Here is a 25,365-nt window from a genome sequence, read left to right as displayed (position 1 = left end):
TTGTCGGAAACATCCATGTACATATTGTCTACCAATTTGCATCTGATTGTTTCTTGTTAGTTTTGAGAATCAAGATTCTCTTTGACTTAATTTCTACACTATGAAGTTTTCTAGGTTCTCCGCAGTCTTGCAAGACTGCTGCGGTTCGCATTCCAGCGAACATTTGATATTTTACCATCTTTGACGAATTTTGTCAACTACTTTTTTAAGAAGTTTTTCGTCATTCCGAAGTGTTAACCTCGTGCGATAGCTTTATTATCTTACCATCTTTATGAAACTCTGTCAAGCACTTTTTTAGATTTTTTAATCTGTAGGTGCTTGCCGCTTCATTGCGACAGCTTGATTATTTTACCATCTTTCGAGGTGACTTGTCAAGCACTTTTTTCAGTTTCCTTTTTCACCGCTTTCCGGTGTGAAAACCCGCGCAGACCGTCTCTCTCAGACAGCTTGACTAGTTTACCATCTAATACGCCCTTTGTCAATAGCATTTATTCATCTTTTTTCGATTTTTTCTCCTTATGCAGACCAAAGGCAAAATACATGACAACGCCAATTACGTTTAACGTTGAAAACAAGCCGTATACGCCTACGCTCCCGAAATGATCCATGGCTACACCGCCGAAGAAATTACACAAAATCGTACCGCCGTTGGAGCTGACAGCGTAGAACGCAGATACAGCGATACCGATTACTCTGGGATTGACCACTGAAGAAATGTATTTCATATATTCAACTAGTAAGACGCCATTCACCATTCCCTGCAAGAAGAACAGAGCAATGAGCCACTGAGAAGAGGGTCCGCTGGCGTACCAGCCGAATCTCACCGCAGAAAGAATCATTGCCGCTGCAATCAACCTCTGCTGCGAAAATTTAGCTGCTAATTTTGGGGCAAGCGCCATAAAGGGGGCTTCGCTTCCTACCATCAGTAAAAAAGCCGTGCCTACACCTGCTACAGTTCCGCCTCCATCTCTAAATAAAAAGCTAAAATAAGTATTATTCGCAACATTCGTTCCAAACATAAAGATTCCACAGATAATCAAGGCAATTGCTTTTTTCTCCTTAAACAGTTCCGAGAATTTAATCTTGTCTTCAGTATCTGAAGTTTTTTCTATTTCATGGGGATGCGCATTTTGCAGCCTGATTGTCATGACAATCAGACCGCCGATTACAAAAGTAACGGCATAGACGATGAATATCTTATCCAACCCCAACAGTCCGCCGATCTTCCCGCCTGCAAATACAGAAAGAGCATAACCGACAGCGCCGCAAAGTCTGACCGAGGCGAAGTTCTCGTCGCTTTCAAGGACCATAGCATCGGCAAGTCCCATTACAGGCCCTTGAAAAAAGTACATGACGCCATAGGTAATTGTAAAAATCGCGAATACTGTAATAAAGGAATTAAGCAAGGCCATGGCGGCGGCAGCAATGCACAAGAAAAACAACACCTTTCTGCCATCCCTGCAATTGGTATACTTATCGCCCCAAAAAGTCGAAGCAAAAATAGCTACGCCGGTGCTCACTGCCGTAACCGTTCCTATCTGCGTACCAGAAAATCCTATACTGCTCAAATATTGTCCAATTAAAGGACAGAGCACGCCAATCGGCGCATAGATAAATATGTATGCGGTCTTAAATTTTCTGGTGTTATTCTGTTTTTCACTTTTCTTTTCCGTCTTTTGCATGAATATAAGTATATCAAAAGCTTCCTGCGTGCACAATAGGATTATCAATTATTTGGAGGTGCATTTTGTTAATCGTATGTATTAGAACTCTCATTTTATATGTCGTCGTGCTTTTTGCACTGCGAATTATGGGTAAGTCGGAGTTGTCAAAGATGTCGACATTCCAGATGGTGGTTTTGTTCATGATTGCTGAACTAGCGTCAATTCCCATCGATTCGCCGTCATCATCATTAATCAACGGTGCCGTGGCAATTTTTACGCTTCTCTTTTTGCAGGTACTTTTATCGTATGTTTCGATCAAAAATGAAAAGTTCAAGAACTTTATCAACGGTCGTCCCAGCATCATCATCGATAAAGGGATGATCAATGTAAAGGAAATGGAGCGTCTGCGTATTACCGTCAATGACCTCTTCGAGCAGCTGCGGATCGGCAACTGTCCATCCATCACCGATGTGGAATATGCAGTAATGGAATCAAACGGCCAACTATCTATTATCGCAAAAAGCGATCAAGAAAAACTTCCCCTGGTCATTATCAGTGATGGAACGATTTATGAAGATAATCTGGCGAAAGCCGGTATTGATCACGAAACATTGGATCGCATGATTAAAAGAAAAGGGATCACTGACTCAGATGACGTTTTTGTCGCCTTTTATGACGGCAGCCGGACGTTCCACGTCTATCCTAACCCGCAGCCAAAGCAAAAATTTTCAAGGGAGGCGAATTAAATGAGATCACTTCTTATTTCTATTCTGTCTCTGGCTGTTTTGGTCGGATGTTGGGGGATATTCTATTACAGTGCTGGACAAGATCTGGATCAAATCATAAGCGATTGCGAAGAAATTGTCATGCCTGCAATCGAGGATGAAGATTGGGATAAAGCCTATAGTGCATTTCAAACGCAATACGATCGTTGGCACGATTACAGAAAAGGCGCACTCTTCTTTCTAGATACACAGGCAGTCAATGAGGCAGACAGCACCTTTGCAAAGACTCTGATGTACATCAAAGCCGAAGACGTGTCAAATGGAAGCGGAGAGCTTCTCGCTCTAAAAGAGCAGTTGAAATTTCTCCATGAAAATGAGAAAATATCTTTCGAAAACATTCTTTAAACAGGAATGCAGCAAAAGACGGGCGATTTGAAAAACACATCGTCCGTCTTTATTGATTTCCTCCGCCATCGTTGAGAACTTACGCAGTATTCAGCCCTCAATGATTTCGTACATATCTGCAGCATCCTCTTTCTTGCAGGATTCTGTCAGTCGGCATACTCTTGCAGTAATCGAACTGTTGCCAAACTCGATATGAATTTCATCGCCCACCTTTATCTCAGCACCAGCTTTCACCACTTTTCCATTTACTGATACTCGTTCCTGGTCACACGCATCTTTGGCGACAGACCTCCGCTTGATCAGCCGGGAATTTTTCAAAAACTTATCTATTCTCATCTTTCCTCTTTTCTACCTAAAGAAAAAGGACAACCTAGGTTGTCCTTTTGTTTTACATGATTATTTGTTAACTGCGTCTTTCAGTGCCTTACCTGCTTTGAATACAGGTGCTTTAGAAGCAGCGATCTTGATGATTTCATCAGGTTTTCTAGGATTTCTTCCCTGTCTTGCTTTTCTTTCTCTTGTTTCAAAAGTACCAAATCCAATCAACTGTACTTTCTCTCCCTTTACGAGTGCTTCTTCTACGCTAGCCAGGAGCGCATTGATAGCAACTTCTGCGTCCTTTTTAGTAAAGTTTGTTTTCTCTGCAACTGCAGCAACTAGTTCAGCCTTATTCATTATAAATCCTCCTTAAATCGTATACATAAGCATTGAACTTACTTTTTCTTAGCTTCTATCCAAAGGTTGTCCATTTCTTCAAGACTCATGCTTTCAAGATCAAGACCTCTATCGATAGACACTTTTTCCATAGTAGCGAATCGCTCGATAAATTTAACTGTAGACTTATTTAGCGATTCCTCTGGGTCAATGTTTAAAAATCTTGCAACATTCACCATTGAGAAAAGCAGGTCACCAAATTCTTCTGACATTGCTTCTCTGCCTCCCTGCTCCCAGGCTTCTCTCAGTTCATCGAGTTCTTCTTCTAGTTTATCAAAAGCTCCGCTGGCATCTTCCCAATCAAAACCAATCTTGGATGCCTTACTCTGTACCTTAGAACTTCTGATAAGAGCAGGTAATGCTTTCGGCACGCGAACGAGTCTATCACTGTAACTCAGCTCTCCGTGCTCTCTGCTCTTCATATTCTCCCATTTTTCAAGGGCTTTGTCAATAGTTTTTGCTCTTTCTTCTAAAAAAATGTGAGGATGTCTGCGCAGCATTTTTTCGCATTCTTCATTTATGACGTCTGTGATCGTAAAGTCTCCTTCGTTTTCAGACAGGTTACTGTGAAAAACGACTTGAAGCAGCACATCTCCCAGTTCCTCTCTGAGATTGGCCGAATCTTCGTTTTGAATCGCATCAACGACCTCATAGGCCTCTTCAATCATACATTTTGTAAGAGTCTCATGGGTCTGTACTCTATCCCAGGGACACTCCCTGCGGAGAATCTTCACAATCTCGATCAGCCGTTTTAACGCTTCGCTTTCATTATCTTTTGTAATATATAGTTCTTCATACTCTTTTTTCATAATTTATTTCACAAACTTTCTCAGAATTTTAACGAGTTTTGTTCCTCCCGGCATGGTTTCTACCTCAGCAAGCGTGATGGCCTTCAGCGCAAAGATCAGAATCACGTAGACAATACCGCCTACCATGATTGCCGCCAAAGTCGCTATGCTGTTTCCGAGGAATCCAACGCACAACTTGTGGAACGCATAGGCACAAACGCCCATGATGACTGCCGCAATACATGGTCTTACATAAGTTAACTCGTAATCTATCTTTGTTCCAGTGTATTTTTTCACAGAAATATTGTTCAATACCAGGGCTACGAAGTAGGCCAGCATTGTGCCAATTGCCGCTCCTTTGATATTGACGGAATGAACGCCGACCAGAATGTAGGTGACGATGACTTTTCCCACACAGCCTAAAGCAAGATGAACCACAGGTACCATCTGTTTGCCGATGGACTGCAGAACGCCTACAGAAGTCTGCGTGATAGCTAAGAAAATGACGCTGATCGCCATAATCATCAGAGTCGGTACTGCCGCGATGGCGCTGGCTTTCTGCGCCGGATAAAGAAGCAGCAGAATTGGCTCTGCCAGCGAGAAAATGCCAAAAGCGCATGGAAACGCCATAATCATGGTCGTACGATAACCCAGCTTGATATTCTCTTGCACACCCTTTTTATCGCGCAATTTGAAGGCGGCAGCAATGGCAGGAACCAGACTCACTGCCACAGCCTGAGTGAAAACCTGCGGAAAAGCAATTAATGAGTTGCAGAACCCGCTGAGCAGGCCGTACAGACTCTTTGCCTCTGCATAGGACCAGCCGGTGGCCTGTAATCTGGTCATGATGATGCCTGTATCGATCAGCGTCATAATCGGCATGATCTCACATCCGATGATAATCGGCACAGAAATGCTGATGATTTTTCGCAGGATGACACTGGTTTGCTCTACCTGCTGATTATTCAAATCAATTTTTCTATGAATTGTTCTGCGGTTCAGCATATAGATGACGACGATGATACCCAGTCCAGCAATGGAACCTGCCGACGCACCAAAGGATGCTCCGGCAGCTGCCTCTTTCAGACCAGTATGAAGCAATTTATACGCCAGATACAGACCGACAATGACGCGAACCAATTGTTCTGTGATTTCAGATATGGCCGTCGGGTTCATGTTCTGTCTGCCTTGGAAATAGCCTCTATAAGCAGAAAACAGCGGTACAAACAGCAGCGCCGGGGAAATGGCTTTTACTGCTAAGGCCGCATCTGGATTGCCCAGTTTTGCCGTGATGTATTCTCCGCCAAAATAACAGGCGGCAAAAGAAAAGATGCCGATAAAGAACAGGAGTGCCGTGGCTACTTTAAAGACCTTATGGGCATTTTTGTACTCTCCTACAGCGATTCGTTCCGATACCATCCTAGAAATTGCCACTGGAATTCCCGCCGTTGATAAGACCAGAAGCGCACCGTAGATGGAATAGGCGAAGCCATAATAGGACATCCCATCGTCACCAATCCAATTGGTCAGTGGAATTCTAAATACCGCTCCAAGTAACTTGATTACGACGCCGGCAATTCCCAGGATAGCCGCGCCTTTGATAAACTTGTTTCCCTTATTTGACATAGTCTCTTTCACTTTCTATAATTGTTTTAAAATTTCAGCCGTAGCTTTTTCCGTTTCAAAAATAGTCTTTTCAATATCAATCGTCGTATATTCTCCATCTTTATAGAGAATCTTTCCGTCCACCATGGTGAGTGCGATATCACTGCCTGCGGCGGCATAAACGATATTGTTGGTCAGATTGTGAATCGGATGCATGTTGGGTACATCTGTCCTGAGGGCGATCAAATCCGCCTTAAACCCTTCCTGCAGCACGCCGCAGTCTACTCTGCCCTGCCCCAGAGCGCCATTTCTCGTCGCAGCTGCCAGCGCCTCCTTTGGTGTAATCACAGTCGGATCATCTGCTCTGACCTTTGCAATTGTGGCAAAGGTCTTCACTTCTTCTAGAAAGTTCAGACTGTTGTTGCTGGAAACGCTGTCGGTTCCAATGGCGACGTTGATTCCCATCTTCATCATCTTTGGCCCATTACTGATACCGCTGGCAAGCTTCAGATTGCTGATCGGATTGATGGCTACTGTAACATTCTTGTCTTTCAGTATATCAAAGTCTTCTCCCTCACACCATACACAGTGGGCAGCCAGTGCCTTGGTATCAAAAAGCCCGCACTGATTAAAATACTGCACCGGTGTTAAACCGCCGTGCCTTGCCTTGCATTCCTCGTGTTCCAGCTTAGTTTCTGAAGCATGTACATGCATAATCAGGTTATGTTCCTTCGTGATTGCCGCCAGCCCGCGAACCGTTTCTTCGTTAGTCGTATACTCTGCATGGATACTGGTGTCCATAATCACTCTTCCATCAGCATATCCATTGTAAAGCCTGATAGAGTCCTCCGCTTCTTTGATGGAAGGTAATTGATGAAACGGCATGCCCATAGGATTGGCCACCGATCTTGAGATATTGCTCTTGGCTCCGCTGTCCGCCACGGCCTGCACCATGTCGGGTATAAAGTAATACATATCAGAGGAAGAGACAATACCAAAGCGGAGCGATTCCGCCATACAGAGCATGGTGCCCCAATATACTGCATTGCTGTTCAGCTTATCTTCAAAGGGAAAAATCCTCGTGTTCAGCCAATCCTGCAATACCAGGTTTTCACCATAGCCGCGCATCAAAGCCATTGGCGAATGAGCATGGGCATTATAAAAGCCAGGCATCAAAATTCTGTTCTTGCCATCATATTCCTGGCCAAAATCTTTAGCAGGCTTATCTTTTCCAATATATTCGACAGTGTCTCCGTTGACACCGACGTACATGTTTTCTTCAGTTTCAAAATCTTTGTTTAGAATTGTTATCTCTTTAAAAAGCATATTCACTCCTCCATCTGGTTATGCTGATTTTCCTGTACAAGGGATGCGTAAAATCGATCATAATATTTTATCATAAGTATTGCCTATTTCCTAGCATTTTCATCATTTCTTCATAATAAATAATTTGCAAATACACGGTATATTTTTATAACTATGGTAAAAAATAGTGATATAACATTTGATAAGAAGGAGACAAAAATACATGAAAGCAACGGGAATAGTTAGAAGAATTGACGACCTAGGCAGAGTTGTTGTTCCTAAAGAGATTAGAAGGGTTTTACGAATTAGAGAAGGAGATCCATTAGAAATATATACAAACAGTTCAGGAGAAATCATCTTGAAAAAATATTCACCTATCGGTGATATGAGCCAGGTGGCCGCAGAGTTTGCAGAAACAGCTTCTTCCGTACTGGGAGGAACCGTCGCTGTATCTGATACAGACCAGTTCATCGCGGCATCAGGCAAACAAAAAAAACAGTTCGACCATGATAAAATTGATACAGAACTGGATCATATCATTCAGAGCAAAGACAAATTCCTCAGCGATAAGAAGGTAGTCGTTCCAATTGTCGTTCAGGGAGATGCAATCGGCTCGGTCACCGTCATTTCACCGGGTGAAAAAGCACTGAGCGAAGTAGAACTAAAAGCTGCAGAAATCGGTGCTGATTTCTTAGCGAAGCAATTATACGACTAAACTGTCATTTCCAAATACTTAAGACGCGCAGATAATGAGCTCACCGCCATCTGCGCGCCTTATTTCGTTTACAGCATATTTTAGGCATCCAGTAACTCGGCACAGCTGCTTTTGAGAAAATAAACGTTATAAGGGCTGTCTCTATGATATCCCAGCTTTTCAGCAAGCCTTACAGATCTGAGATCGTGGGCATCCCAGCTTGGGTAAAGTCCTCGGTTCAAACATTCTAAAATCAAGCGGCTGCCACAGGCCAAGGCAAGGCCTCGATTTCTGTATTCCTTATTCGTGTCAATTTCGATTTCAATGCCGTTATCATAAACCGCATAGGAAGATGCACCTGCTATGACACAACCGCGATATACTGCAGCAAATCCAACTCCCCGCCGTACATAGTCATCGCCGTCGCAGAACCCCGAACAGAGATCTTTAGCCCAAGGTGTTGCCATAATCTGTTCATAAAGTTCTAAGTCTATCGGCTTCAGTTCATAATCGGCCGGCAGACTGGCCACATACTGTTCTAAGGTTTCCCGGTCAAATACGTTTGGTTCCTTTTTGATGGCGTATCTTTGTGCTTTGATTGCCTCTGCGCCGAGAACTTTTTCTATTACAGGTTCCCAGTTTTCGGTCCTTGGACCCAGTATGGGTGTCTTCGCATTTTGAATCAGTTTTTCATCGGGCAACCCTGCAAAAAAACTGAAATCACCTACGCTGATTCGCGCCGATGCAGGCGGCAGACTGCCGTCTGTCTCCACAGTGCCCATGTGTTCCTGCAGACAAGACCAAATCATCGTCTCCTGCCATCCGTCAAAGAGATAGGCTGCCCCCTTCGTCCGCTCATACCAGGCGCACGCCTTCGCTTCCAAATTTTTGACAAAAGCATCCTTCCCATTGCAGTATCCTTCTATATCTTCTGGATACTGCGCCGCGACCTGGCGCTTCAGCGTCCCATATGCCTCGCGGGCGTCACCGTGAAGCCGCAGATAATCCCGCACTGCCAGATGACGCAGAACGTCCTTTTTGTTACACGCCTCAAAGATATGAATCTGGTGCGTTCGTTCGTCGCCCCCTTTTCGCAGATATCTCCGGCCCGGCATGCCGAACTCTCCCATGTATTCATAACCTATGGATTCAAACTGACTCTTTAGCCAGTCTACTTTACTGATATCTCGGACGACCGGCATGATATCGATAATGGGTTTTGCCGCAAGTCCTGGCACTGAAGTGCTGCCAATGTGATTAATAGATACTGCTTCTTCTCCTAAAATCTGTAAAATCAAGTTTTTCTCCCGTTCATATATCTCCGGCCACTTAGGGTCATATGAAACGACTTTGACATGTTGTGCCATCATTCCTTCCCTCCCTAAAATATTTTAAAATCCTCTGAATTGAAGTTGCTGTAATACCGGCCTGTTTCAGCAGTGAATCGCAGGACACAGTAATCTGGATCCGTCACGCCTTCCGGATAGTACATAGTATCTCCCTCTCTCCAAATCCTCTCTTTTGCTTCAGCCGTTTCAAGAACTTCTACAGTCCCCACCAGACTCACGCCCCTGAAAAAGCGTTTATCGACAAAATAAATACTGGCTTTCGGATTTTCTTTAAAAAACCTCACCTTGTTTGAGGACGTATTGGTTGTAAACCAAAATACTTTAATTCCTTCTCGTTCCCTAGGTACAAGCATAGCTTTGCTGATGGGGAATCCTTGATCGTCTACATAACTGATGATCGCCATATTGGCCTTGTCGATCAACTTCCCAATGGTTTGAACCGGGTCTCTCATCATTTTTTTCTTCCTTCTTTCTTTTCATCTTTCGCTCTCAGTCTTTCACAGGCGGTCGGCATTTTCTTTCCTGGTGCATGGTGGTGATCATGGCAGGCCTCACAGTCTCCATGACGCTCGCAGTGTACCCTTCGGCAAGGGCAATCTTTCTTTTCTTTCATTAGCAAACTCCTTTATTTGATCGCTTCGATTACGTCTAAATTTTTAATGTTGATCATTCTTGTCTTCTTTATCTTGTACCCTGCTTTTTTTAACTCACGGCAGAGAACCATCATAAAAAATCTATGGCAGACCAGACTGCAGTCTGTCCCTGCCTCTTCCAGCTCTGCAATCGCCGCCCTTGCCCTCTGCTGAGACAGCCTTCTTATCTCCGGCTGTCTGCTGCAGTTAAACAGCCATTGCACCCTTGCGAGAACATTCCAGACCCACACCGAATGCTTTTTCTCTGTATCTTTATAGGAGCGCAATGGAACTTCGTCAAAATTTTTACTTCGGCGTACCTTCCCCTCGCCGAAGACCTGCCTTGCGGTGTGGAAGGTACGCTCCAGGCTGCTGATAAAAACCGGTTCTCCTTCAGCTAGTATCAATCTTTTCTCGCTGGCTTTGATCGGACGCTCGTCGTATTCCCGGCAGCTTCTGTCATATCCCTCAGAATCCAATTTTCTCCCCCAGACATAATCTACTTCTCCATGCCTGATAATTCTAATCCTCATAAATCCCTTCCCATTTTCATTCTTTTTCTCTATCATACCATCTTTTTCACTTGACATAAACATCTATATTTTGTAAAATGCAATTAGTCCGAGTTCGGACTAATTTAGAATTGGAGAAATAGATATGACTACGAATGAAGCATCAAAACAAGTCAAGCGTTATTATCACGTCTGGCGTGAGACAAATATAATCTATTCTGATTGGGCAAAGAAACACGGCATCTCTTATAATGCGCTGCTCATCCTTTACTCTCTTTGGAACGCAAAGTATTACTGTACGCAAAAAATAATCTGTGACCAATGGATGCTGCCGAAGCAGACGGTCAATACGATTCTCAAAGATTTAGAGAAAAAAGAGCTGGTAGCCTTTGGACCGACTCCCTACGATCAAAGAAAACGGGGAATCCGTCTCACCGATGCCGGCATTGCATACGCACAAAACGTAATTCCAAAGCTCATGGAACTGGAGACACAGGCGATGGAAAAAATGGGGAAAGACCGGGCGGATACCCTGATTGAAAACACGGCGCTGTTTATAGACTACTTCAAAGAGGGCATGGATCATGAATAGAAAAGCAGAATTCTTTTCTTACGTGATTCCGTCAGTATTGGCCTTTGCTTTATCCGGCGTCTACGCCATCGTCGACGGATTTTTCATCGGAAACAGCGTCGGCGATGTGGGCCTTGCTGCCATAAACATCGCCTACCCCGTTACTGCTCTGCTGCAGGCGCTGGGTACAGGCATCGGCATGGGCGGGGCTGTGCAGTATTCCATTCATAGGGGGAAATCACAGAATGGAAATCCACAGGATTACTTCAACACCACCATCCTGCTTCTGTTTTCCGTCTGTCTTTTGACGATGGTGCTGCTGACCCTTACAATACATCCCCTCTTAAGTGCTTTTGGTGCCAGAGGAGAACTGCTCAGCATGGGGCAGGAATATCTGAGGATCATCGTCTTGGGCGCAGTCTTTCAGATTTTCAGCACCGGATTTGTGCCGCTGATCAGAAACATGGGCAGCTCCATCGTCGCCATGTACGCGATGATCGGCGGATTTCTGACCAACATCTTATTTGATTACCTGCTGGTATGGGTATTCCCTTACGGTCTTGCAGGTGCGGCAGCCGCCACCATCATCGGTCAAGGCGTGACCATGGCCGTCTGTGTCTGTTACTTTATCAAAGTACGGACAGGATTTTCGCTGCCCGGCCTGTCTGTTGTCAGAACAGCTGCAATCAATATTTTAAGAATCGCAATTTCACCTTTTGGACTTACATTCTCGCCCAATATCATTTTGATATTGATGAATAAGTTTGCAATGATTTATGGCGGAGAAGATGCTGTAGCCTGCTACGCAGCCATCGCCTATATCACCATGATCATCGTGTTGCTGCTGCAAGGCGTCGGCGACGGCTGCCAGCCTTTGATCAGTCGTTACTATGGACAAAAGGCATTTGCAGAGGTGCGTGAGACCAAGCGATTGGCTTATGTCACGGCGGGGCTCATTGCTATCATCTGCATGATTCTGCTCTTCGCCGTCCGCTATGATGCGGCAGCTCTCTTCGGCGCATCAAACACCGTCCAGAGAGAAGTGGCAGGAATACTACCTTATTTCATCGCCGGATTTCTATTCCTAGCTTTCGTCAGAGTCACCACCTCTGGGTTTTACGCTACGGAGAAAAATAACTTTGCCTATATTCTAGTCTATGCAGAGCCGGTCATGCTGTTTCTGCTTCTCCTGATCGTCCCAAGATTCTGGGGCATCACCGGCATCTGGGCTTGCGCGCCGCTGTCTCAGATCATCACAGCAGTCATAGCCTTGGCGGCAAAGAAAATGGAATCAAGGATTTCTGCATGCAAGCTGTGACGCAATCATTTTTTCACTAAAATCACCTGCAAATTCCATTTTGAGTATAAAAAGCAGGCCCATTTCAACACAAAAGAGCGGTTAAGCCTGTTTTTTCGAGGCATAACCGCTCTTTTTTACTAGATAATGACATTTTTTATACTCAGTACTGCCACATTCATAAAATAAAGTTAAAACAGCAAAGAGTGCCAGTCTATCAGCCAGCCTTGTTTACGCCGCTCTTCTGGTCCTCCAAAATCTGCAGCAGATTGACAGTATCCCGCAGCTTATCAGCAGGCCTTACTGTCAACCTGATAAACGGTTCCTTGCCTCCATGTACGAAGGCCTTTGGGCCAAAGGCATCGTTAACGTTCATCAAAGCATAACCATTTAACGGGTTCTTCTCTGCAAAGGTCACGATCACTTTACCCTGCTGTTCGTGAATTCTCGTGACAGAAAGCTCTTCCGCCAGACTCCGGATTCTGGAGATTCTGATCAAATTCAGCGTTTCCCTCGGCACATCGCCAAAGCGGTCCATCAGCTCGTCGATCATTTCATCTTCATCGGCTTCACTTCTCACTCCAGCGATTTTCTTATACATCTGCAGCTTCAGGGTTTCATTTTCGATATACCAGTTTGGTATATTCGCAGTCACCATCAGTTCAACTGATATCTCTTCTTTGTTTTCATTGATAATTTCACCCTGCAGGGAACGAATTGCATCGTCCACCAGTTTGCAATAGAGTTCATATCCGATATTCATCATATGACCGCTCTGTTCACTGCCCAGCAGGTTTCCTGCACCTCTGATTTCTAGGTCACGCATGGCAACCTTAAAACCGGCGCCGAATTCTGTGAACTCTTTGATCGCTTTGAGACGTTTTTCGGCTACTTCGGTGAGAACTTTGTCCTTTTGATACATCAGGTAGGCGTAGGCCATCCGATTAGATCGTCCCACGCGTCCGCGGAGCTGATAAAGCTGTGAAAGTCCATATTTGTCAGCGTCGATGATGATCATGGTATTGGCGTTGGAAATATCGATGCCGGACTCGATGATGGTCGTGGCAACCAATACATTATTTTCGCCATTGATGAAACTGAGCATCACGTCTTCCAGGACATGTTCGTTCATCTGACCGTGCCCCACTACCACCCGCGCTTCTGGCACAAGATCCCGGATAGTATCTGCAATCTTGTTGATGCCTCTCACTCTGTTATACACCACAAAGACTTGACCACCTCGGTCCAACTCTCTGGTAATGATTTCTCTCATCATAGAATCATCCTGCTCCAGAACATATGTCTGTACGGGATAACGCTCTTCCGGCGGCTCCTCAATCAGACTCATATCTTTAATTCCCGTAAGGGACATGTTCAGCGTCCTTGGAATCGGCGTCGCTGATAAAGTCAACACGTCAACGTTCTTCTTCATCTGCTTGATTTTTTCTTTGTGGGCTACACCAAAGCGCTGCTCCTCGTCGATGACCAAAAGTCCCAGATCTTTGAACTTTACATCTTTAGAAAGCAGTCTGTGTGTGCCGATAATCAGATCAATCTGACCTTTATTCAATTCGTCGATAATCTGCTCCTGCTGTTTATCAGAACGAAATCGTGACAGCATCTCCACTTTTAGCGGGAATTGTTCAAATCGTTCCTTCAAGGTGTAATAGTGCTGATTGGCCAAAATCGTAGTAGGAACCAAAACCGCCGCCTGCTTTCCATCGGCTATACATTTGAACAAGGCTCTTGCCGCTACTTCGGTCTTACCGAATCCTACGTCACCGCAGAGCAATCGATCCATAGCTGCCGGTCGTTCCATATCCTCTTTGATTTCTTCGATAGAACGAAGCTGATCGTCGGTTTCTGTATAAGGAAAGGCATCCTCAAACTCTTTCTGCCAAACAGTATCTTCGCTGAAAGCGTGGCCTTTCTGCATCTTTCGCTGGGCATAGAGGTCTAACAGTTCCTTGGCCATCTCCGCAATAGCCGCTTTCGCTTTTGCCTTTGTAACTTTCCAGTCGCCGCCGGAAAGCTTATTGACCTTCGGTGACATGCCGTCGGAACCGATATACTTTTGGATGATGTCCATCTGTTCCACTGGAACATAGAGCATATCGTTGCCAGCGTATTTAATCTTCAGATAATCCTTTTTGTCTCCCTGGACCGTCAGCTGTTCGATGCCCAGAAACTTACCAATTCCGTGATTTTCGTGGACAACGTAGTCCCCTTTGCTCATATCAGCAAAGGACTGTATCTGCTCTGACTTGGTTTTTTTCTTTTTTCGCTTATGTCTCGCTGACTTTTGACCTGTGAAGATATCATTTTCACTGATATAGCAGATTTTCTCATTTGGAAAATCCATTCCGGCTGACAAGGTTCCTTCTTCAAAGATGATTTTTTCTAAAAGACCGATGCGGTCTGCAAATTCTTTTAAATTATCAATTCGTTCTTTGCTGGACACAACAATATGAATCTGATATCCCTTCTTAGCAAAATTGGCCAGTTCACTTTCCAGCACGTCCATGCGCCCGCTGAAGGTGATCATCTGTCTGCTGTGAAGATTCCTTACCTCGCTCAGTGCATCTACACCTTTAATGGCTTTGGGGAACGGTGTCAGAATGTACACCGATTCCCTGTTATAGATCTGAAAAAAGTCCTCCTTGCCGGAGACCAGCTCCATATCCTTTGGAATGACCTGACCCCGCTCCAAAAATACTTTAAAGTCGTCTTTGGTCTCTGCGCTCCTGGTGTCAAGATATTCGCAGATACGGTCAGGATCATCGACGATAATGGTGCCTCTCTCCATATAATCCCAGAGATATTCGGTACTCTCGTAGAAGTAGTGGAGATAATTCTCTAAAAGCTGCAGGTTCGAAACGTTTCTAATGTATTCGCAGAGCTCATCGCGGCGCTTCGTAAGGTTCTCAGCAGCCTCCGCAAAGTCGCCGCCTTTTTTCACAAGCCGTTTCACCTGCGCCGTGTATTCTTTATACAAATTATCCGCTGCGTCGTTGAAAATACTCTTGTCGGCCAGCATCTGCTCCGCCGGATACACCTCTATAAACTTGAGATTTTCTACAGATCGCTGGCTATCGATATCAAAAGTTCTGATAGAGTCCACTTCTGTATCAAAGAGTTCCACTCGATATGGATTATCGCTGTCTGGCGTAAAGATATCCACAATCCCCCCTCTGATGGAGAACTGTCCTCTAGTATCAACCAGTTCCATTCTCTCATAGCCCAATTTTACGAGGGTCCGTTTCACTTCTTCTGGATCAATATCATCGCCTAAATTGATTTTCAAGGAGGCGCTTTCAAAGTTTTTATGGGGCGTAATCTTTTTAACAGCAGCAGAAACAGGCGCTATGACAACACAATCCGCATTGGTTCTCAGCGCCTTCAATATTTTCAATCTTTCAATTAACTGATCGTGATTCTTCGCTTCATAGCGCAAGAACACCTGATCCTCTGCCGGAAGCACGTAAATTTCCTTTTGCGAAAAAAAAGAAAGATCCGAAGCTAATTTATTTGCCCTTGCGAAAGTCGCTGTTACAATTAAGCTTTGTCCTTCTTCTTTTACAATATCAGAAATTATCGGTGCCGAACAGCTTTCGGAAACTCCCGAAATATTAATAATTCCCTTTTTATTCATCGTCTTTTTTAGACCTTTTCTTAGTATTGTACTGATTCATGGCTTTGTCGATGCCATCTTCAATGATGCATTCTGCGGCAAGCACCGCATGCTGCACCGCTTCTTCCAGTACCGGAACTTCTTCTTTGGAAAACCCACCGATCACGAAATTCACCAAGTCACCTTTCTTTTGGCTGCCGATGCCCAGGCGGATTCTCGGAAACCGATCTGACTGCAGCTGGTACACTACGGATTTCATCCCGTTATGGGTTCCTGCACTGCCAAACTTTCGTATGCGGAGTGTCCCCGCTTCGATATCGATATCATCATAAATGACGATCAGATTCTCTGGTTCCAGCTTGTAGAAATTCATCACCTCTCGAATGGACTCTCCACTGAGATTCATATAAGTCTGCGGTTTTACAAGCAAGACTTTTTGGCCGGCGATTCTTCCTTCGCCGACCAAAGCCTTAAATTTTAATTTATCGACCTTTATGTTGTGCTTTTCTGCCAGCTGGTCAATAGCTATGAACCCCATATTGTGTCTCGTATTCTCGTATTTCTTGCCGGGATTGCCCAGTCCTGCTATCACATACATAAATCTATTCCTTCTAAGTCTATTTATTCATTTTTAATACTAATCAAACAATTTACTGATCGATCCGTTAGTGAATACTCTCGTCATCGCTTCAGCAAAAATCGGCGCAACAGACAAGAATTTCATCTTGTTGATCTTTTTCTCTTCTGGAATCGGCGTAGTATTGAGAAGAACCAGTTCTTCAATAGCAGACTTCTCAATTCTCTCTACGGCAGGGCCAGACAGTACCGGGTGCGTCGCACAAGCATAGACTGCTGTGGCGCCCAGATCCTTAATGGCGTTGGCCGCATTGGTAATCGTACCTGCAGTGTCAATCATATCGTCGATAATGATGCAATTCTTGCCTTCAATATTACCGATGATGTTCATAATTTCACTCTTATTTGGTTCCGGTCTTCTCTTGTCTACAATGGCGATTGGACAATTGAGATATTCTGCCATATTTCTCGCTCTCGTTACACTGCCGTGATCAGGAGACACGATGACTACATCTTCCAGCGCTTTTTCCTTAAAATATCTGGCTAAAATCGGCATACCGACCAGATGATCTACAGGAATGTTAAAGTATCCCTGAATCTGATTTGCGTGCAGATCCATAGTCACAACTCTGTCTGCTCCAGCGGCAACGATCAAGTCAGCGACCAGCTTTGCTGTAATTGGATCTCTCGCTTTTGCTTTTCTGTCCTGTCTCGCATAACCATAGTATGGAATTACTGCGTTGATTCTTCCTGCAGAAGCTCTCTTCATCGCATCGATCATGATCAACAATTCCATCAAGTTGTCATTGACCGGATTACAAGTAGGCTGAACGATATACACGTCAATACCTCTTACAGATTCCCAAAGGTTCACGGAAATTTCTCCATCGCTGAATTTTGTTACGGTAGCTTTTCCCAGGGGTTTTCCCATTATGGATGCAATTTCCTCAGCAAGTTCAGTGTGTGAGTTGCCTGTAAATACCTTGTAATCTGAAAATGCGCCATTTTTCATGTCTAGTACACCTCTTCTTTCTTCGCTTGTTCATTGTTTGAATTATTTCTTGTTGTAAAGTCCTCTTTTTGCTGCCCAACCCTCGATGTTCTTTTGTTTTGCCCGTGCCACGCACAGTGCGTCTTCCGGTACGTCTTTCGTCACCGTACTTCCTGCCGCAATATATGCACCGTCTTCAACTTTAACTGGAGATACCAGATTCGTGTTGCATCCGATAAATGCTCCATCCCCTACCGTTGAACGATGTTTCTGGCTGCCGTCATAATTGACAAAGACGACGCCGCAGCCTATATTGACATCCCTTCCCACATCTGAATCCCCGATATAGGTCAAATGAGATGCTTTTGAACCGTCTCCAAAGGACGAGTTCTTCACTTCCACAAAGTCTCCCACTTTGCAATCCTTACCGATAACACTCTTCGGTCTTAAGTAAGCAAACGGTCCCACTTTGGTCTTGGCTCCCACTTTGCTTTCCAGCACCACAGAAGCTTGAATTTCCACTTCGTCTTCTATCTTTGCATCTTTGATTCTGCTGTTTTGCAAAATTCGGCAATTCTCTCCGATCGTGGTATCGCCTTCTATTGTTACGCAAGGGCCAATCAGTGTTCCTTTGCCAATCATCACGGCTTCATCGATATAGGCGGTGTTGATATCCACAAAATCGACTCCGTTTTCCAAATGTTTAATCGCAATTTCTAATCGCTTCTGTTCTTTTTCTTTATATTGATTGAAATCCATATGCTACTCTCCATTATTCTGCAATAATCAGTTCGCCAACTTTATAAATGTCGCCTGCGCCCATGGTGATGACCAAATCGTCCTTTTCCGCATTTTTTTTCACATAATTGGCGATTTCTTCAAAAGTATCCATATAGTAGACTTTCTTGTCCGGATGCACCCGTTTGATTTCTTCTGCCAATTCCTTAGAAGAAATTTTATAGATATTTTTTTCTCTTGCCGCATATATTTCAGCTAAGATCAAAATGTCCGCTTCAGCAAAAGCCTCTGCAAAGTCATCAAAAAGCGCCAGCGTTCTCGTATAGGTATGAGGCTGGAAGAGGCACCAAAGTCTGTTGTGCGGTATATTGTGCGCCGCAGAAAGCGTCGCTTTGATTTCTGTCGGATGATGGGCATAGTCGTCAACCAGCTTCACGCCGTCGCTGGTGGTACCCACAATATCAAATCTCCGCTGCGTACCTTTAAACTTGTCCAGTGTGTCAATGATGGTCTGTGGTGAAACACCCAACTGATGGCAGCAGGCAAAAGCACCTACTGCATTGAGAATGTTATGTTCTCCCGGTACAGAAAGCTTGACTTTCCCAAGATGTTCGCCTTGATAGTTCACGTCAAAAACAGGCATTCCATTTCCATCAAATGCCACATTGGTGATATAATATGTGCAGTTTTCGTTATATCCATAGGTAATTGCGCCAGGAATATCCCTGATCACCTGATTGACAAAGGGATTTGCGTCATAAGCAATGATTTTTCCGTCTTCTGGCACAATCTTAGCAAACTTATCAAAGGAACTGACGATATGCTCGATATCTTTGAAATAGTCTAAATGGTCAGAGTCAATATTAAGTATTACCTCGATTTTCGGTCTAAGCTGCAAGAAGCTGTCTCTGTACTCACAAGCTTCTGTGACAAAATACTTGCTGCAGCCTACTTTTACGTTTCCTCCGATTTCAGCCAGGTTGCCTCCTACCAAAATAGTTGGCTCCAGCTTCGCCTGTTCTAGAATCAAAGAAACCATAGACGTGGTTGTAGTTTTTCCGTGTGTCCCGCTGATTGCAATGCTGTTTTCAAAGTCGTCCATCAGTACGCCCAGGACTTCTGCCCGGCCTGCCAAGGGGATATTTTTTTCCCTGGCCCTGATAATTTCGGGATTTTCTTCTGCAATGGCTGCAGAATATACAATCAAGTCTGCGGTTTCTACATTTTCCGCTCTATGGCCTATATATATTTTCGCTCCGTGTTTCTCTAAATTATCTGTAATATCCGACTGCTTCATATCTGATCCAGAAACGTGGTATCCTCTTGAGATCAAGATTTCTGCAATGGCAGAAAGACCGATTCCCCCGATACCGATACAGTGAATATTTTTATATTCAGACAAATTAATCATCAACTAATCCTCCAGATCCAATTTTATTTGTATTTTTATTGTTGCACAAACTTTCCATTATAATACATAATAGTATAAATCCACCGCAATGGTTCCTGATTTGCGGTGAAATTGTTAAATGCGATACACAAACATATATTATTCTGCCATAAACCCCACCTTATGGCAATAGTAATTTATTGCGGCTTTCCATGTATTCCTCTGAATATGGAATTGCAGCACATGATTCAATGTTTCCTTCCTTGCGGCAACGTATTGCTACGCAATACTCCTACGCTCGCAATACTCCTACGCTCGCACAACTCGCTCCGCTGTCCGTTTTGCCATACCGACTAAAGTCGAGGCAAAAAGACAACGCCGTTAGGAATCCCGGAAACATTATAACATATTTCCACTTAAAATGTTTACCATTTGACAAAAAAATAAAAAAGAAATAATATGTACATAGGAAACGGGAGGAGGCAGAATATGAAAAGAACAGAACGTGTTGGAGCAATCATCAAGACTCTGACAGATACGCCTAACAAGCTTTACCCATTGCAATACTTCTGCGATGCTTTTGATGTGGCGAAATCCAGCATCAGCGAGGATATCAATATGGCCGACGCTGCCGTACGTTTTACGGGAACAGGTTATATCGAGACGATTTCCGGCGCTAAGGGCGGAGTCAGGTTCAGTCCCGACATAACTGCCGAACAGCTTTTGGTTTTACAAGAGGAGTTCTGCCGCCGCATCAAAGACAGCAGTCGAATTTTGGGCGGAGGCTTTCTCTATACATCCGATATCATGTTCGATACCCATCTGATGAATCGCTTGGCAACAGTCTTTGCTAAGAAGTTCAAAGATAAAGAAGCCGATTATGTGGCCACCGTAGAGACAAAGGGGATCGCCTTAGCCTCTATGACTGCACGTCAATTAAACCTTCCTTTGATTATCATCAGACGAGAGGCCAAAGTTTCAGAAGGATCTACGGTCAGTATCAATTATTTTTCTGGCTCTTACGACAGAGTGCAAAAGATGTCCATATCCAAAAGGGCTGTGGTTCCAGGTTCAAAGGCCATTATCATCGACGACTTCATGCGCGGAGGCGGCAGCACCAAAGGCATTTCAGACATTCTTTCTGAGTTCGAGGTTTCCGTCGTCGGAACCGGTATTGCGATTGCCAGCACTTTGCCTGAAAAGAAAAAAATCGACGATTATACGGCAATTGTATTTCTAGGTGATGTAGATGAAGAGAGAAAAATCATCGAAGTCATTCCGAATAATCAGATTTTTTAGTTATTAGTATTGCCATCTTTTGTAAAATGATGTATAATATCTCTATCTATAGTAGGAGAAGGCAAGAAAGGTGGTCAAGTATGAACATAACTGATGTAAGAATCCGTAAAATCAATGATGAAGGTAAAATGAAAGCCGTCGTATCGATTACTTTTGATGACGAATTTGTCGTACACGATATCAAAATAATTGAAGGCCAAAACGGTCTCTTCATTGCCATGCCTAGCAGAAAAATGGGAGAAGGTGACTTCAGAGATATTGCTCACCCACTTCTGTCTGAAACCCGAAATAAGATCAAGGAAGCGATCTTTACAGAATACGAAAAGGTTCTGGCAGAAAAGGATACAGAAGAGCCAGAAGAATAGAATAAGAAGATTTCTGATCTCCAGCCATTTGCGTGGCTGGAGATATTTTTTAATGTGTAAGAAATTACGTCGTAGGCAGTTTTCAAAAAAACTCACAGGCAGGCAAGCTTCGATAAATCTGCTCGTCTGCCTGTGAGGTGTTATTCTTCTGTCACACTCCTAAGTCCGACAACATTTTCTACAGGCAGTGTCAAAACTGCTGTATTAGCTTCTGTCTTCATACCGGCATATTCGTTGATGGCCTCGACCAGCGCATCTTTGTCTTTTCTCTTTGTGACGATATAGACAAGTTCCATCTCGCTTGCGATGGAAATACCGAAGAATTTGGCAGAGAAATCATCGCCGACGCCCTTGGCGTGCACCACTGTACCGCCTTTTACGTCAACTTTTCTAGCAGCGTCCATGACCATCTCGGCATATCCGCCCCTCGTAATCGCTATGACAAGTGCATATTGCACATCATTGATACCATTGTTCATATCATTCACCTCGCCCTCACATTTTTCCTGGCCTTCAAGCAGATAATTCATACCGGACGCATCGCCGATACAATCTATGGGAATAGAAACAGCGATACCGTTTCCTACCATATTAATTCCCATGTCACTGACAAACCCTTTCATCAATCTATCTTTTGTTTCATGATTCACAATAGCCTGCAGCATAATTTTTTCTGTCTGCTCAACGCCCAGCAGATCAAGCATTTTCTCCTGTGCCGTACCATTACATAGTTCAGCAAATGAGCAGCATACATGATGGTCGTGAAAATAGTTAAAATATAGTTCGCCTAGTTCACGACGTATAATGGTAATTAAAAAATACAAACGATTCAATCCTCTATCTCCCTCATTTTGTGATTATTGTCCGTGATGAGTGCAGACTCCTCAGAGTTCCCCTCACCGCGTTCGGTTTTTATTTTAAAATAAAGACCAAGAATTTGTATAGTGATCAGCGGTGTCATGGCAACCATTGCAACGACGCCAAAAGCGTCTGTGGTCACATCTCCGCCCAATGCGCTGCAAGCTCCCATCGCCAGAGGCAGCAAAAAAGTCGCAGTCATCGGTCCACTGGCTACGCCCCCTGAGTCAAAGGCGATTGCCGTAAAGATCGGCGGTGTAAAAAATGTCAGCACTGCGGCAATGAGATACCCCGGTATCAGTAAATACATAATCGGGATTCCCAAAACAATCCGCATCATCGCCAGCGCAACCGAAATCGCCACGCCGATGGATAAACTGGTACTTAGCGCCTTTGATGGAATCGCGCCTGCAGTGATATCAAATACTTGCTTATTGAGCACGTGAACTGCCGGTTCTGCGGCTACGATAAAATAACCGATCAGTGCACCGATGGGTATCAAAACCGTCGGGTGCGCCAAGGAACCGAGCTGCTGCCCCAGATAATTTCCCGCCGGCATAAATCCTACATTCACACCAGTTAGAAATAAGACTAATCCGATATAGGTATATCCCACACCTACGATGATGTGTATCAACTGGTGCTTTGAAAGTTTCAGCTTCCAGGCTTGCAGAGCGAGGAAAAAGATAACCATCGGCAGCAGTGCGATTCCAACTTCCTCAAAATACCTCGGCAGTGCGTTGATAAATAGTTTCCAAAGTTCTACAGAATCAGATACATCCGGCATGGATATCGCTGATTGAACAGCCGACTCAGGATTATATAAAATACCCAGAATCATCACTGCCACGATTGGTCCTATGGAGCAAAGTGCTACCAGACCAAAACTGTCGTTGGTGGCATCTCTGTCACTTCTGATGGAAGCGACACCCACACCCAGCGCCATGATAAAAGGTACTGTCATCGGTCCTGTCGTTACGCCGCCAGAGTCAAAAGCGACTGCCAGAAAATCCAGCGGAACAAACTGAGCCAATATAAATACGATCAGATAAAAAGCGATCAGCAGGTATGCCAGCTTTACCTTCAATAGAATACGCAGCAGCGATATGACAAGAAAAATGCCTACGCCTACGGCAACAGCCAGTATCAGCACCATGTTAGGCACATTTGGTACTTGTTCGGCCAGAACTTGAAGATCTGGCTCTGATATGGTAATGATTGTTCCAACTAGGAAACAAACTAAAACGATGAGAAATATGCTTTTAGATTTTGTGATGGCAGAACCAACGTGCTGCCCTATAGGAGTCATTCCCAGGTCAGTACCCAGCGTAAAAAGTCCCATTCCCAAAATGAGAAATACAGCGCCTATGACAAAAGCCATCAAGATGCTATTGGGAACTGGTATCAGACTAAAACATAGAAAAAAAACGATAACGGTGATTGGAAGAACAGAAGTGAGGGATTCTCGGACTTTCTCAACGAGAATCGTTCTGTTCTGTTTGAATAGAATAAACTTTTTTCTTTCCAGACGATCTACCTCCTTTATGAATCTGCCCCAAATTTTGAAGCCCTAGCCCGGTTTGCATCGCAAACTGATGCGCCGGTCGTATATATTAAGTATACTATCTGGAAAAAATCAATTCAACCAAAAAACCTTCTATATATTTAGTCTGATCATCGTATTTTCAAAAATACGACTAAAGTCTTATTCCTTTAACTCTGCTTCTACTACTCTTATGATGTTGGTATTTCCGGGTACGTCTACCGGTAAGCCTGCACTGATGACGACTTTGTCACCGCTTTTGATCAGACCCGCTCTGATTGCTTTCCTTGCACAGTGGCTGAACAGGTCCTCAATGTCATATCTATAACCTGCAATAATCGGGCACACGCCCCAAATCAGAGATAGCTGATGATAGGTTTTTTCATATGGCGTTGCACCGATTACCATGATATCGGGATGAAATTTTGACATTCGCCTGGCCGTATACCCGGTCTTAGTGATCGCCATAATGGCACCTGCCTGGATGTCTTTCGCCAAAGTACAGGCGGCATGCCCTACAGCGTTAGTCACATCCATCACGTCCATCTCGTGCCAGACCATTTCTTTTCTCGGCATGTCTTCTTCTGCCTGTCTCGCAATCTTCGCCATTGTGGCCACGGCTTCTACCGGATATTGTCCTGCTGCCGTCTCGCCGGACAGCATCACTGCCGAAGTTCCGTCAAAAACTGCGTTGGCAACGTCAGTGATTTCCGCTCTGGTCGGCATCTGGCTCGTTATCATCGATTCCAGCATCTGCGTAGCTGTTATGACGATTTTACCTGACTGCACACATCTTTTGATAAATCTCTTCTGAATGCCCGGCAGCTTTTCGTAAGCTACTTCCACGCCCATATCTCCTCTGGCGACCATGATGCCGTCGGCAACCTGCAGTATTTCTTCAAAATTCTCGATTCCCTGCGTGCTCTCAATCTTTGCAATGACTTTGATTTCCTCCCCGCCATTTTCATCCAGCAGCCGTCTGATTGTCATCACGTCATTTGCTGACCGCACAAAAGATGCCGCAATATAATCGACGTCATTTTCAATGCCGAACAGAATGTCTCTGCGGTCCTGTTCGCTCATATACTCCATGTTGAGGTTTACATTGGGCAGGTTGATTCCTTTGTGGTTACTGATCTTGCCGCCATGAATCACCAATCCCTTGACATCGGTTTCCGTAGTCTCTTCTACTTTGATGACAATTTTGCCATCGTTGATCAGCACTAAATTTCCCGCTTTCACTTCTTGAGGAAAATCTTTATACGTCACAGAGACGATTTCTTTTGTACCTATGACGTCTCTCGTTGTGATGGTAAATACTTGTCCATCATCCAACAGTTCTTGGCCTTTTTCAAAGTTTTTGATACGAATTTCCGGTCCTCTGGTGTCGAGCAAAACCGCCGCCGGAATTCCCAGTTCGTCTCTCACCTTCCTGAAATTCTCGATTGTTTGTTTGTGCTCTTCGTGAGTGCCGTGGGAAAAATTCAGCCGCGCTACATTCATCCCCGCCAAAAGCATATTCTTGAGAGTCTCTCTCTCCTTTGACGCAGGTCCAACCGTACAGACAATCTTTGTTTTTCTCATTCTCTTCACCTCGTATGTTTTGCATTAGTAACAGTATACCATGATTCTTCCACATTCTGCAAAAACAATGTGCAAAAAATGAACAAAGTTCCAGGTTGATACTTATTACTAATGATGCTATCATGAAAA

At 44.2% G+C, this 25,365-nt stretch carries 25 protein-coding genes; 7 read left to right on the top strand and 18 right to left on the bottom strand.

Annotated elements, in window-relative coordinates:
• Positions 1 to 488: 488 nt before the first annotated feature.
• Positions 489 to 1,682 (bottom strand): MFS transporter, encoded by a 1,194-nt coding sequence (locus ACMQ5W_RS10790; RefSeq protein ID WP_419025188.1) that lies wholly within the window; start codon positions 1,680 to 1,682, stop codon positions 489 to 491.
• A 65-nt stretch (positions 1,683 to 1,747) separates the two neighbouring features.
• On the opposite strand from ACMQ5W_RS10790, the gene ACMQ5W_RS10785 reads away from it, so the two are divergent.
• Positions 1,748 to 2,410, top strand: a complete 663-nt coding sequence (locus tag ACMQ5W_RS10785; RefSeq protein ID WP_148494741.1) for a YetF domain-containing protein — start codon at positions 1,748 to 1,750, stop codon at positions 2,408 to 2,410.
• Entirely contained in the window at positions 2,411 to 2,794 is a 384-nt protein-coding gene (locus ACMQ5W_RS10780) for a DUF4363 family protein (RefSeq protein WP_148494739.1), read from the top strand. It abuts the gene before it with no gap.
• Positions 2,795 to 2,884: 90 nt separating this feature from the next.
• On the opposite strand, the gene ACMQ5W_RS10775 is transcribed toward ACMQ5W_RS10780, so the two are convergent.
• From ACMQ5W_RS10775 to ACMQ5W_RS10755, 5 genes are read right to left on the bottom strand one after another with little or no spacing between them, the layout of a single operon-like run.
• Positions 2,885 to 3,130 (bottom strand): RNA-binding S4 domain-containing protein, encoded by a 246-nt coding sequence (locus tag ACMQ5W_RS10775; RefSeq protein WP_148494737.1) that lies wholly within the window; start codon positions 3,128 to 3,130, stop codon positions 2,885 to 2,887.
• Between the two features lie 60 nt (positions 3,131 to 3,190).
• Positions 3,191 to 3,469, bottom strand: a complete 279-nt coding sequence (locus ACMQ5W_RS10770) for an HU family DNA-binding protein (RefSeq protein ID WP_067541273.1) — start codon at positions 3,467 to 3,469, stop codon at positions 3,191 to 3,193.
• A gap of 38 nt (positions 3,470 to 3,507) precedes the next feature.
• Entirely contained in the window at positions 3,508 to 4,317 is an 810-nt protein-coding gene (gene mazG / locus ACMQ5W_RS10765) for a nucleoside triphosphate pyrophosphohydrolase (protein WP_148494735.1), read from the bottom strand.
• 3 nt (positions 4,318 to 4,320) lie between these two features.
• Positions 4,321 to 5,922, bottom strand: a complete 1,602-nt coding sequence (locus ACMQ5W_RS10760; RefSeq protein ID WP_419025187.1) for a putative polysaccharide biosynthesis protein — start codon at positions 5,920 to 5,922, stop codon at positions 4,321 to 4,323.
• A gap of 15 nt (positions 5,923 to 5,937) precedes the next feature.
• A complete protein-coding gene (locus ACMQ5W_RS10755; protein WP_419025186.1) occupies positions 5,938 to 7,227 on the bottom strand; it encodes an amidohydrolase in 1,290 nt (429 codons plus the stop codon).
• A 202-nt stretch (positions 7,228 to 7,429) separates the two neighbouring features.
• Between ACMQ5W_RS10755 and ACMQ5W_RS10750 the strand changes: the two genes are divergently transcribed.
• Positions 7,430 to 7,921, top strand: coding sequence for a stage V sporulation T C-terminal domain-containing protein (locus ACMQ5W_RS10750; protein WP_148494729.1), 492 nt, complete (start codon positions 7,430 to 7,432; stop codon positions 7,919 to 7,921).
• Positions 7,922 to 8,001: 80 nt separating this feature from the next.
• On the opposite strand, the gene ACMQ5W_RS10745 is transcribed toward ACMQ5W_RS10750, so the two are convergent.
• The 4 genes from ACMQ5W_RS10745 to ACMQ5W_RS10730 are packed head-to-tail and all read right to left on the bottom strand — an operon-like array spanning position 8,002 to position 10,414.
• Positions 8,002 to 9,270 carry a GNAT family N-acetyltransferase gene (locus ACMQ5W_RS10745; RefSeq protein ID WP_419025185.1) on the bottom strand — a complete coding sequence of 423 codons (1,269 nt, stop codon included), beginning with the start codon at positions 9,268 to 9,270 and terminating at the stop codon, positions 8,002 to 8,004.
• A gap of 11 nt (positions 9,271 to 9,281) precedes the next feature.
• Positions 9,282 to 9,704, bottom strand: a complete 423-nt coding sequence (locus ACMQ5W_RS10740) for a pyridoxamine 5'-phosphate oxidase family protein (protein ID WP_419025184.1) — start codon at positions 9,702 to 9,704, stop codon at positions 9,282 to 9,284.
• On the bottom strand, positions 9,701 to 9,862 hold the full coding sequence (locus ACMQ5W_RS10735) for a hypothetical protein (RefSeq protein ID WP_419025183.1): 162 nt from the start codon (positions 9,860 to 9,862) through the stop codon (positions 9,701 to 9,703). The genes ACMQ5W_RS10740 and ACMQ5W_RS10735 overlap by 4 nt, the downstream gene beginning before the upstream one ends.
• A gap of 12 nt (positions 9,863 to 9,874) precedes the next feature.
• Entirely contained in the window at positions 9,875 to 10,414 is a 540-nt protein-coding gene (locus tag ACMQ5W_RS10730) for a histidine phosphatase family protein (protein WP_419025182.1), read from the bottom strand.
• Positions 10,415 to 10,538: 124 nt separating this feature from the next.
• On the opposite strand from ACMQ5W_RS10730, the gene ACMQ5W_RS10725 reads away from it, so the two are divergent.
• Positions 10,539 to 10,985 (top strand): MarR family winged helix-turn-helix transcriptional regulator, encoded by a 447-nt coding sequence (locus ACMQ5W_RS10725; protein ID WP_419025181.1) that lies wholly within the window; start codon positions 10,539 to 10,541, stop codon positions 10,983 to 10,985.
• Entirely contained in the window at positions 10,978 to 12,282 is a 1,305-nt protein-coding gene (locus tag ACMQ5W_RS10720) for an MATE family efflux transporter (protein WP_419025180.1), read from the top strand. Before ACMQ5W_RS10725 ends, ACMQ5W_RS10720 begins: the two co-directional genes overlap by 8 nt.
• A 196-nt stretch (positions 12,283 to 12,478) precedes the next feature.
• Here the strand turns inward: ACMQ5W_RS10720 and mfd are convergent, their stop codons facing one another.
• From mfd to murC, 5 genes are all read right to left on the bottom strand, one after another.
• Positions 12,479 to 15,742 carry a transcription-repair coupling factor gene (gene mfd / locus ACMQ5W_RS10715; protein WP_419025179.1) on the bottom strand — a complete coding sequence of 1,088 codons (3,264 nt, stop codon included), beginning with the start codon at positions 15,740 to 15,742 and terminating at the stop codon, positions 12,479 to 12,481.
• 163 nt (positions 15,743 to 15,905) lie between these two features.
• A complete protein-coding gene (gene pth / locus ACMQ5W_RS10710; protein WP_148494719.1) occupies positions 15,906 to 16,490 on the bottom strand; it encodes an aminoacyl-tRNA hydrolase in 585 nt (194 codons plus the stop codon).
• A 39-nt stretch (positions 16,491 to 16,529) separates the two neighbouring features.
• Positions 16,530 to 17,480 carry a ribose-phosphate diphosphokinase gene (locus ACMQ5W_RS10705; RefSeq protein ID WP_148494717.1) on the bottom strand — a complete coding sequence of 317 codons (951 nt, stop codon included), beginning with the start codon at positions 17,478 to 17,480 and terminating at the stop codon, positions 16,530 to 16,532.
• 42 nt (positions 17,481 to 17,522) lie between these two features.
• Positions 17,523 to 18,218 (bottom strand): UDP-N-acetylglucosamine diphosphorylase, encoded by a 696-nt coding sequence (locus tag ACMQ5W_RS10700; protein ID WP_419025178.1) that lies wholly within the window; start codon positions 18,216 to 18,218, stop codon positions 17,523 to 17,525.
• Positions 18,219 to 18,231: 13 nt separating this feature from the next.
• Positions 18,232 to 19,608, bottom strand: a complete 1,377-nt coding sequence (gene murC, locus ACMQ5W_RS10695; RefSeq protein ID WP_419025177.1) for a UDP-N-acetylmuramate--L-alanine ligase — start codon at positions 19,606 to 19,608, stop codon at positions 18,232 to 18,234.
• A gap of 468 nt (positions 19,609 to 20,076) precedes the next feature.
• Between murC and purR the strand changes: the two genes are divergently transcribed.
• Positions 20,077 to 20,886 (top strand): pur operon repressor, encoded by an 810-nt coding sequence (gene purR / locus ACMQ5W_RS10690; protein ID WP_148494712.1) that lies wholly within the window; start codon positions 20,077 to 20,079, stop codon positions 20,884 to 20,886.
• Positions 20,887 to 20,966: 80 nt separating this feature from the next.
• A complete protein-coding gene (spoVG, locus tag ACMQ5W_RS10685) occupies positions 20,967 to 21,251 on the top strand; it encodes a septation regulator SpoVG (protein WP_148494710.1) in 285 nt (94 codons plus the stop codon).
• Positions 21,252 to 21,391: 140 nt separating this feature from the next.
• Here spoVG and ACMQ5W_RS10680 read toward each other — a convergent pair whose 3' ends face one another.
• The 3 genes from ACMQ5W_RS10680 to pyk form a co-directional block, all read right to left on the bottom strand.
• On the bottom strand, positions 21,392 to 22,084 hold the full coding sequence (locus ACMQ5W_RS10680; RefSeq protein ID WP_419025176.1) for a P-II family nitrogen regulator: 693 nt from the start codon (positions 22,082 to 22,084) through the stop codon (positions 21,392 to 21,394).
• Positions 22,081 to 23,595, bottom strand: a complete 1,515-nt coding sequence (locus ACMQ5W_RS10675; protein WP_419025189.1) for a DUF1538 domain-containing protein — start codon at positions 23,593 to 23,595, stop codon at positions 22,081 to 22,083. Before ACMQ5W_RS10675 ends, ACMQ5W_RS10680 begins: the two co-directional genes overlap by 4 nt.
• A gap of 219 nt (positions 23,596 to 23,814) precedes the next feature.
• Positions 23,815 to 25,236 (bottom strand): pyruvate kinase, encoded by a 1,422-nt coding sequence (gene pyk, locus ACMQ5W_RS10670; RefSeq protein WP_419025175.1) that lies wholly within the window; start codon positions 25,234 to 25,236, stop codon positions 23,815 to 23,817.
• Positions 25,237 to 25,365: the final 129 nt, after the last annotated feature.

Source organism: Emergencia sp. (assembly GCF_048465375.1).
Classification (GTDB): domain Bacteria; phylum Bacillota; class Clostridia; order Peptostreptococcales; family Anaerovoracaceae; genus Senimuribacter.
The sequence above is the reverse complement of the archived record's forward strand: the minus strand, read 5'-3'. Positions and strand labels throughout refer to the sequence as shown.

Excerpts from the sequence above, each read along its gene's own strand:
- spoVG (WP_148494710.1), top strand. The coding sequence starts at position 20,967 with ATGAACATAACTGATGTAAGAATCCGTAAAATCAATGATGAAGGTAAA.
- ACMQ5W_RS10780 (WP_148494739.1), top strand. The coding sequence starts at position 2,411 with ATGAGATCACTTCTTATTTCTATTCTGTCTCTGGCTGTTTTGGTCGGA.
- mazG (WP_148494735.1), bottom strand. The coding sequence starts at position 4,317 with ATGAAAAAAGAGTATGAAGAACTATATATTACAAAAGATAATGAAAGC.
- purR (WP_148494712.1), top strand. The coding sequence starts at position 20,077 with ATGAAAAGAACAGAACGTGTTGGAGCAATCATCAAGACTCTGACAGAT.
- pth (WP_148494719.1), bottom strand. The coding sequence starts at position 16,490 with ATGTATGTGATAGCAGGACTGGGCAATCCCGGCAAGAAATACGAGAAT.
- ACMQ5W_RS10740 (WP_419025184.1), bottom strand. The coding sequence starts at position 9,704 with ATGATGAGAGACCCGGTTCAAACCATTGGGAAGTTGATCGACAAGGCC.
- ACMQ5W_RS10705 (WP_148494717.1), bottom strand. The coding sequence starts at position 17,480 with ATGAAAAATGGCGCATTTTCAGATTACAAGGTATTTACAGGCAACTCA.
- ACMQ5W_RS10775 (WP_148494737.1), bottom strand. The coding sequence starts at position 3,130 with ATGAGAATAGATAAGTTTTTGAAAAATTCCCGGCTGATCAAGCGGAGG.
- ACMQ5W_RS10760 (WP_419025187.1), bottom strand. The coding sequence starts at position 5,922 with ATGTCAAATAAGGGAAACAAGTTTATCAAAGGCGCGGCTATCCTGGGA.
- ACMQ5W_RS10770 (WP_067541273.1), bottom strand. The coding sequence starts at position 3,469 with ATGAATAAGGCTGAACTAGTTGCTGCAGTTGCAGAGAAAACAAACTTT.
- ACMQ5W_RS10700 (WP_419025178.1), bottom strand. The coding sequence starts at position 18,218 with ATGGATTTCAATCAATATAAAGAAAAAGAACAGAAGCGATTAGAAATT.
- ACMQ5W_RS10735 (WP_419025183.1), bottom strand. The coding sequence starts at position 9,862 with ATGAAAGAAAAGAAAGATTGCCCTTGCCGAAGGGTACACTGCGAGCGT.
- ACMQ5W_RS10745 (WP_419025185.1), bottom strand. The coding sequence starts at position 9,270 with ATGATGGCACAACATGTCAAAGTCGTTTCATATGACCCTAAGTGGCCG.
- ACMQ5W_RS10790 (WP_419025188.1), bottom strand. The coding sequence starts at position 1,682 with ATGCAAAAGACGGAAAAGAAAAGTGAAAAACAGAATAACACCAGAAAA.
- ACMQ5W_RS10755 (WP_419025186.1), bottom strand. The coding sequence starts at position 7,227 with ATGCTTTTTAAAGAGATAACAATTCTAAACAAAGATTTTGAAACTGAA.
- ACMQ5W_RS10720 (WP_419025180.1), top strand. The coding sequence starts at position 10,978 with ATGAATAGAAAAGCAGAATTCTTTTCTTACGTGATTCCGTCAGTATTG.
- ACMQ5W_RS10725 (WP_419025181.1), top strand. The coding sequence starts at position 10,539 with ATGACTACGAATGAAGCATCAAAACAAGTCAAGCGTTATTATCACGTC.
- murC (WP_419025177.1), bottom strand. The coding sequence starts at position 19,608 with ATGATTAATTTGTCTGAATATAAAAATATTCACTGTATCGGTATCGGG.
- pyk (WP_419025175.1), bottom strand. The coding sequence starts at position 25,236 with ATGAGAAAAACAAAGATTGTCTGTACGGTTGGACCTGCGTCAAAGGAG.
- ACMQ5W_RS10750 (WP_148494729.1), top strand. The coding sequence starts at position 7,430 with ATGAAAGCAACGGGAATAGTTAGAAGAATTGACGACCTAGGCAGAGTT.
- ACMQ5W_RS10730 (WP_419025182.1), bottom strand. The coding sequence starts at position 10,414 with ATGAGGATTAGAATTATCAGGCATGGAGAAGTAGATTATGTCTGGGGG.